The 7,739-nt window shown below is 43.0% G+C and carries 4 protein-coding genes; 2 read left to right on the top strand and 2 right to left on the bottom strand.

The annotated features are described in order from the left end of the window. Positions 1–401 precede the first annotated feature (401 nt). Positions 402–1,775: a tRNA uridine-5-carboxymethylaminomethyl(34) synthesis GTPase MnmE gene (mnmE, locus tag ACXM1Q_RS08295; protein WP_458517665.1), complete on the top strand. Its 1,374-nt coding sequence runs from the start codon at positions 402–404 to the stop codon at positions 1,773–1,775. Between the two features lie 170 nt (positions 1,776–1,945). On the opposite strand, the gene parC is transcribed toward mnmE, so the two are convergent. Together parC and parE are read right to left on the bottom strand one after the other, a co-directional pair. Further along, positions 1,946–4,381: a DNA topoisomerase IV subunit A gene (gene parC, locus ACXM1Q_RS08300; RefSeq protein WP_458517666.1), complete on the bottom strand. Its 2,436-nt coding sequence runs from the start codon at positions 4,379–4,381 to the stop codon at positions 1,946–1,948. Positions 4,382–4,404: 23 nt separating this feature from the next. Continuing rightward, the gene (gene parE / locus ACXM1Q_RS08305) at positions 4,405–6,345 is read right to left on the bottom strand and encodes a DNA topoisomerase IV subunit B (RefSeq protein WP_458517667.1); all 1,941 of its coding nucleotides are present in this window, start codon (positions 6,343–6,345) and stop codon (positions 4,405–4,407) included. Between the two features lie 352 nt (positions 6,346–6,697). On the opposite strand from parE, the gene plsY reads away from it, so the two are divergent. Beyond that, positions 6,698–7,357: a glycerol-3-phosphate 1-O-acyltransferase PlsY gene (plsY, locus tag ACXM1Q_RS08310; RefSeq protein ID WP_458517668.1), complete on the top strand. Its 660-nt coding sequence runs from the start codon at positions 6,698–6,700 to the stop codon at positions 7,355–7,357. Positions 7,358–7,739 lie beyond the last annotated feature (382 nt).

Consider the following 7,739-nt stretch of genomic DNA (forward strand, 5'->3'; position numbering starts at 1 on the left):
CCCTTCCTCTCCCCGCTACCTCACGATAGTCAGGCTTGGGAGTCGCTATTGGGTTCACCGGTAGCAGGTGCCCACAGAGGACTTACACCTCAGATGTACGACATGCCCGTCGTACTAGAAAAAAGTTGAGACTACTGAGTAGATCCCAACTTTTTTCTTATAGCCTAAAATTTTCCCAGCCCCTACACAAAATCTCTCCTCATTGCATCAGCTCTAACACTTCTGCAATGGGAAAACTTCAAGTTTATTCTACCAACATCAGACTTGATAGTGGTAGAATAGAATCAATGCTTGATTTTTATAAACTATTTTTTGGTAAACCTAAACTATACTGAATACAAAAGGAAGCCTCTTATCGTTTTTCAACAAAAAAAATAAAAAACTATAGAATAAGGATGAATATGATTACGAAAGAATTCGACACTATTACAGCCATCTCCACTCCCCTCGGTGAGGGGGCTATCGGAATTGTCCGACTCTCAGGAACAGATAGTTTAACCATTTTGAAAAAAGTTTTTAAGGGGAAAAATCTGGATCAGGTAGCTAGTCACACCCTAAATTACGGACATATTATCGACCCCGATAAAGATGAAATTTTAGATGAAGTCATGGTGGGAATTATGCTGGCCCCCAAAACCTTTACACGAGAAAATGTTGTCGAGATTAACACTCATGGTGGGGTAGCTGTGACCAACGAGATTCTTCAGCTCTTAATCCGGCAGGGAGCACGTTTGGCCGAACCCGGTGAATTCACAAAACGCGCTTTTCTAAATGGGAGGGTTGACCTGACACAAGCCGAAGCTATTATGGATTTAATCCGTGCCAAAACCGACAAAGCTATGAATATCGCGGTCAAACAATTGGATGGCTCTCTGTCACAATTAATCAATAATACACGACAAGAGATTCTAAATACGCTGGCTCAAGTCGAAGTCAACATCGACTACCCAGAATACGATGATGTGGAAGAAATGACGACCCAACTATTGCGGGAGAAAACAGCAGATTTCGAGCAACTGCTAACATCTCTTCTTCAAACAGCCCGTCGAGGCAAAATCCTTCGAGAGGGAATCACTACTGCTATTATCGGTCGTCCGAATGTCGGTAAATCTAGTCTTCTCAATAGTTTGCTGCGAGAAGACAAGGCTATTGTCACCGATATTGCAGGTACAACACGAGATGTCATCGAAGAGTATGTCAATATTCAAGGAATCCCACTGAAACTCATTGATACAGCAGGTATCCGCGAAACTGAAGATATCGTAGAGCAAATTGGGGTCGAACGCTCCCGTAAGGCCCTATCTGAAGCAGATTTGGTCTTACTCGTTTTAAACTCCAATCAAGCCCTAACCGATCAAGATCGTCAACTCTTGGAATTAACACAAGATATGAACCGGATTGTTCTCCTTAATAAAACAGATTTAGAGTCTAAGATTGAACTAGATCAGCTTCCCTCAGATGCCATTCCAATTTCCGTACTAACCCAAGATAACCTAGAAGCTATTGAGGAACGAATCAACCAACTCTTTTTCGAGAACGCTGGTCTGGTTGAGCAAGACGCTACCTACCTCTCGAACTCCCGACATATTAGTCTTATCGAAAAAGCTGTAGCCAGTCTTCAAGCTGTAAACGAAGGACTCGCCCTTGGAATGCCTGTTGACCTGCTTCAGGTTGATTTGACTCGAACTTGGGAAATACTAGGTGAAATCACAGGAGATGCAGCACCCGATGAACTGATTACACAATTATTCTCCCAATTCTGTTTAGGGAAATAAAGCTATTCAGCACCCGTCCAAAAAGAGACTGGGCAAAAACTAGCAATTTCCGGCTTCGCTTGAAATTTAAATAGATGAAAAAAGCTTAGAATCAACGTTTTTAATGACGTAATTCTAAGCTTTTTTCTAATTCTAAGATTTTTTACCTAGTCTCTTTTGTCTGTTCCTTTTTAGGTATTCCTACTGTCAGCTTCAGTAACTTTCAAGTATGCTTCCTCCACACCAGATTCCACTAACTTTTCATCAATGAAACTACCGTTTGAAGTCCGATCCAAAAGGCTGATCTGCGAAAGATCAACCACATAGGCCTGCTCCGTTTGAGCTAGAACTTCTAACTGACCAGGTTCATCCACTGGAATAATACCAGCTTTAAAGACACGATGTGGTGCTTTCTTCAATTCTTTTAAGATTTGCAAACCACGACCAGCTCGACCAGCTAGTGGGAAATCCGCTACACGATTAGCCTTAATGGCACCACGTTGAGTCAGTAGATAGAAGGTCTCAGCTGTAACAGGAAAAGCGGCCACTATCCAATCATCAGCTTTAAGATTCATAGCTTTGACTCCAGCCGCTTTTGCTCCAACTTGCGGTATATCCTCGCCTGCAAAGTGCAACGCATAGCCCAAGTGACTGATGGCCATAACAGACTCTTGCTCAATTGGTAATACAGAAATCACCTGATCTTGATCACCCTTGAGTTTCATATAAAGCGTTGCTTTCGATTTATAAGTCCGCCACGGTTTGATCTCTGAAATCGCCAAACGTTTAATCTGACCGGATTTACTAGCAACCAAATACGTTCCCTGTTCAAAATCCGACACAATTTGAGCAAAGACAACTGCTTCTTCCTGACCTAAATTCGTAATAAATTGGCTCAGATGCTCGCCTAAATCTTTCCAGCGAATATCAGCTAACTCATGAACAGGACGGTAAATAACATTTCCCTTATTGGTAAAAAGTAAAAGGTGCTCGGTTGTTTGACAAGCCCTCAAGAGAATCAAATGGTCATCCTCCCGCTTGCCCATCTCTTCTAAGCTTGAAGCTGAGAAGGAACGGGGACTGGTTCTCTTGATATAGCCAGCCTTTGTCACAGACACATAGGTATCCTCAGCAACAATCAAACTGGAACTATCAATCTCAATCGTCTGAGCCTGCTCTTGTAGCTCAGATAAACGAGGACTCGCAAAAATCTTCTTAACCTGCCGCAGCTCTTTTTTCATGAGATTGAACAGAGTTCCCTCGTCACCGATAATAGCTTGCAAGGTCTGAATAGTTTCTTCCAACTCACTTTGCTCCGCCAAGAGAATTTGCACATCCGTATTCGTTAAACGATAGAGTTGTAAGGTTACAATTGCCTCAGCTTGTTCTGGAGTAAAGTTGTAAGTCGTTTCCAAGTTCTTCTTAGCATCTGCCTTGTTTTCCGATTGACGAATCAAGGCAATGACTTCATCCAAAATCGAAACAACTCGAATTAAACCTTCCACAATGTGAAGACGTTTTTCTGCCTTAGCTTTTTCAAAATGACTACGGGCTAAAATGACTTCCTGACGATGCTGAATATAGCTGGTTAGAATGCGATGCAAGCCGACTTGACTTGGAGTTGAATGGTCAATCGCAACCATATTAAAATTATAGTTGATTTGCAGATCACTGTATTTGAACAAATAGTTCAAAATCAATTCAGTATTGGCATCTTTTTTCAATTCAATCGCAATCCGTAGACCCGTTCGATCTGTTTCATCCCGAACTTCAGCGATTCCAGCTACCTTATTACCCAAACGGATATCATCAATCTTTTTAACCAGACTAGCTTTATTGACTTCATAAGGCAACTCCGTCACTATAATTTGTTGTTTTCCACCTTTAAGAGCTTCAATCTCTGTTCTGGCACGAACAACAACACGACCTTTTCCAGTTTCATAAGCCTTACGAATCTCATCCTTGCCTTGAACGATTCCACCCGTTGGGAAATCTGGTCCAGGTAAAAACGTCATCAATTTGTCTAACTTAGCATTGGGATGGTCAATCAGATAGACTACCGCATCAATGACTTCAGCGAGATTATGCGGGGGAATATCCGTCGCATATCCAGCTGAAATACCAGTAGCCCCATTCACTAAGAGATTGGGAAAGGCAGCAGGAAGAACGGTCGGTTCTTTTTCGGTATCATCAAAGTTCCAGGCAAAAGGAACTGTTTCTTTCTCAATATCAAGAAGCAGATAATCTGAAATCTCGGACAAACGAGACTCCGTATACCGCATCGCCGCAGGTGGATCCCCATCCATGGACCCATTGTTCCCATGCATCTCCACCAGAATTTCACGGTTTTTCCAGTCCTGGCTCATCCGTACCATGGCATCGTAAATAGACGAATCCCCGTGCGGATGGAAATTCCCCATAATATTTCCGACAGCCTTGGCCGACTTGCGGTAGCCTTTCTCAAATGTATTGCCATCTTTATTCATCGAATAAAGAATCCGGCGTTGAACAGGTTTCAGACCATCTCGAATATCCGGTAAGGCCCGATCCTGGATGACATATTTAGAATAGCGCCCAAAGCGCTCTCCCATGATGTCCTCTAAGGACATGGTTTGAATTGTCGACATCAGATTCCTCTTAGTTTATTTTCTTAAAATACACTGGACTCTTCCAAGGTAAAGGTTACGTTTTCCTCAATCCACTTGCGGCGTGGTTCAACCTTGTCTCCCATCAAGGTAGAGACACGGCGTTCGGCACGCGCAACATCATCAATCGTTACTCGAATTAGGGTACGGGTCTCTGGATCCATGGTGGTTTCCCACAATTGATCGGCATTCATCTCACCCAATCCTTTATAACGCTGTACAGTCGCACCTTTCCCAAATTGTTTGCGAAGTTCTTGCAGTTCCTGATCAGTCCAAGCATAGGCCACTTCTTCTTTTGCCCCGCGTCCTTTAGACATTTTATAAAGTGGAGGTAGGGCAATGTAAACTCGGCCAGCTTCGACTAAGGGTTTCATATACCGGTAAAAGAAGGTCAAAAGCAGAGTTTGGATATGGGCACCGTCGGTATCCGCATCCGTCATGATGATAACCTTGTCATAGTTGGCATCGTCAAGTTGGAAGTCTGCTCCCACACCCGCGCCAATGGTGTAGATCATGGTGTTGATTTCTTCATTTTTCAGGATATCAGTCATCTTGGCCTTGGCCGTATTAATAACCTTACCACGAAGGGGAAGAATGGCTTGAAATTTTCGATCTCGACCTTGTTTCGCAGAACCTCCGGCAGAATCTCCCTCGACCAAGAAAAGCTCATTTTTAGCAGCATTCTTCGATTGAGCAGGAGTTAGCTTACCGGATAAAAGCCCTTTATCCTTTTTCTTCTTCCCAGACCGGCTCGCATCACGCGCCTTTCTTGCAGCCTCCCGTGCGTCACGCGCTCGAATAGCCTTACGGATCAAATTTGCGGCCATTTCCCCATTTTCCATTAGAAAATAAGTAAACTGCTCGATCATAACACCTTCTACAAATGGTCGAGCCAAAGGGCTTCCCAACTTATCCTTGGTTTGTCCCTCAAACTGCAAATGTTCCTCCGGCACAAGAAGCGACAGAACGGCGGTCAAACCTTCACGGTAATCGGAACCATCCAGATTCTTCTCCTTCTCCTTGAGAAGTCCGGTCTTCCGAGCATAGTCATTCATGGCCTTGGTCAAGGCTGTCTTCAGACCAGTCTCATGGGTCCCTCCATCCTTAGTTCGCACATTATTCACGAAGGATAAAATATGATCGGAATACCCATCGTTATATTGGAGAGCTACCTCTACCTGAAATCCTTGATCTTCCCCCTTAAAATCTAAAATAGGGGTCAATACCTCTTTCCCTTCATTAAGGTAAGCTACAAAGTCTTGAACTCCATTCTCGTAATGGAAAGAGGCCTCATCCCCAGTCCTTTCATCCTTGAGGCTAAGAGTTACATCCTTAAGCAAAAAAGCAGATTCATTCAAGCGATCGGCGATTGTACCAAACTTAAAATTAGTGGTCGAAAAAATAGCTGGATCCGGCATAAAGTGAACCCTAGTCCCAGACTGAGATTTAGGCGCCTTACCAACTCTCTCCAACCCCGTAACCGGAGTCCCACCCATTTCAAAACGCTGACGGTAAACACTACCATCACGAGTGATTTCCACCTCTAACCACAAGGATAGAGCATTAACAACAGAGGAGCCAACCCCGTGCAAACCACCAGATGTCTTGTAACCACCTTGCCCAAACTTACCACCCGCATGGAGAACTGTAAAAATCACTTCAACGGTCGGCTTCCCCATGGCGTGCATTCCAACAGGCATTCCCCGCCCGTGGTCCGCAACTGAAATTGATCCATCTTGGTGGATAACGACATCAATCTGATCTCCAAAACCTGATAGGGCTTCATCAACTGCATTATCAACAATTTCCCAAACCAAGTGGTGCAGACCTACCCCATCCGTTGAGCCAATATACATTCCAGGACGCTTACGAACCGCATCCAAACCTTCTAAGACTTGAATGGCATCATCATTATAGGCGGTTAAACTGACCTCTTTTTTTGCCATAGTGTCCTCCTTGTTTTCAGTACCTTCTATCTTACCAATTTTTCCTAGAATTGCAATAAGTTATAGATTCAAATACCTGCCCCCAACTTGGGTGATCTTTGGTTAATTCATGAATATCCTGTAACCATTCTTCTAAAATTTCTTTTGTGTAGACCATGTATTTGCTCCTTTATTCACGCTTATTTGGAACACTGACAATTTCCTATTCTCATTTTATTGAAATGCTCATCAAAAACCTATACACAAACTTAACGCTTTCCTACACAAATATTGGCTATTTACAAGACGCAAAATTCCTCATTTCCTCAAAGTTTTTTTCATCCATTGAACCCATCTGTGCTATACTATTTCTATGATTATCTTATGCTTTTTAATCGCCTATCTATTAGGCTCAATACCAACGGGGCTCTGGATCGGCCAATACTTTTTCAACATTGATTTACGTACTGAAGGTTCTGGGAATACAGGCACCACAAATACCTTCCGCATACTTGGCAAACAGGCTGGAATGATTACCTTTCTCATTGATTTCTTTAAGGGCTCCCTTGCTACCTATCTCCCTATACTTCTAGGACTCCCTGTTTCCCCTATTCTATTTGGTTTGGTTGCCGTTCTAGGGCATGTCTTTCCGATTTTTGCCCATTTTAAGGGGGGCAAGGCGGTTGCGACTAGCGCTGGTGCGGTTTTCGCCTATTCCTTCGGCTTCTTTATCTACATGGCCATTATTTTCTTTGGTGTACTCTATCTTTTCAGCATGATTTCCCTCTCTAGTATGGCAGCTGCCATTGCAGCGATTCTTGGGGTTCTTATTTTCCCAGCCATTCACTTTCTAATTCCGGAATACGATACTGCCTTTACCCTAACAATCATTGGTATTGCGCTTCTCATTCTTATTCGTCATCGCTCCAATGTTGTTCGTATCTTGGATCGAAAAGAAAATATCGTACCTTGGGGCATCAATTTAAGCCAACAAAAACCAGAAAAGGCTCATTCAGATAGCAAGAACAGCTAGGTATAGCCATCCTAATGTATAATTGATTCAACAAAAACACCTAAAAGGTTCCTGTACCATACGAATAATTGTAACTTACTTCGCAAACTCTATACTAGACACTCAAACATCCAATATATCAAAAAAGAAGGTTGGGATTTCTCTCTCGACCTCTTTTTTCTATGCAAAAATTTCCCTTATTCGTTTTGTAATATTCCCAAAATTAAACACTCCACCATCACACTGAGATTATAAGGGCAACTCTATCGTAAAACAACAATCGAGTAGGGACTAATGCATAGTCCCTCTCACACCACCGTGCGTGCCGTTCGGCACACGGCGGTTCAGTTAACTTTTAACGCATGTCGTTTTAGGTAGTAATCGAGACAGCTGACCAGTCCTC

The organism is Streptococcus sp. 10F2 (assembly GCF_054331515.2).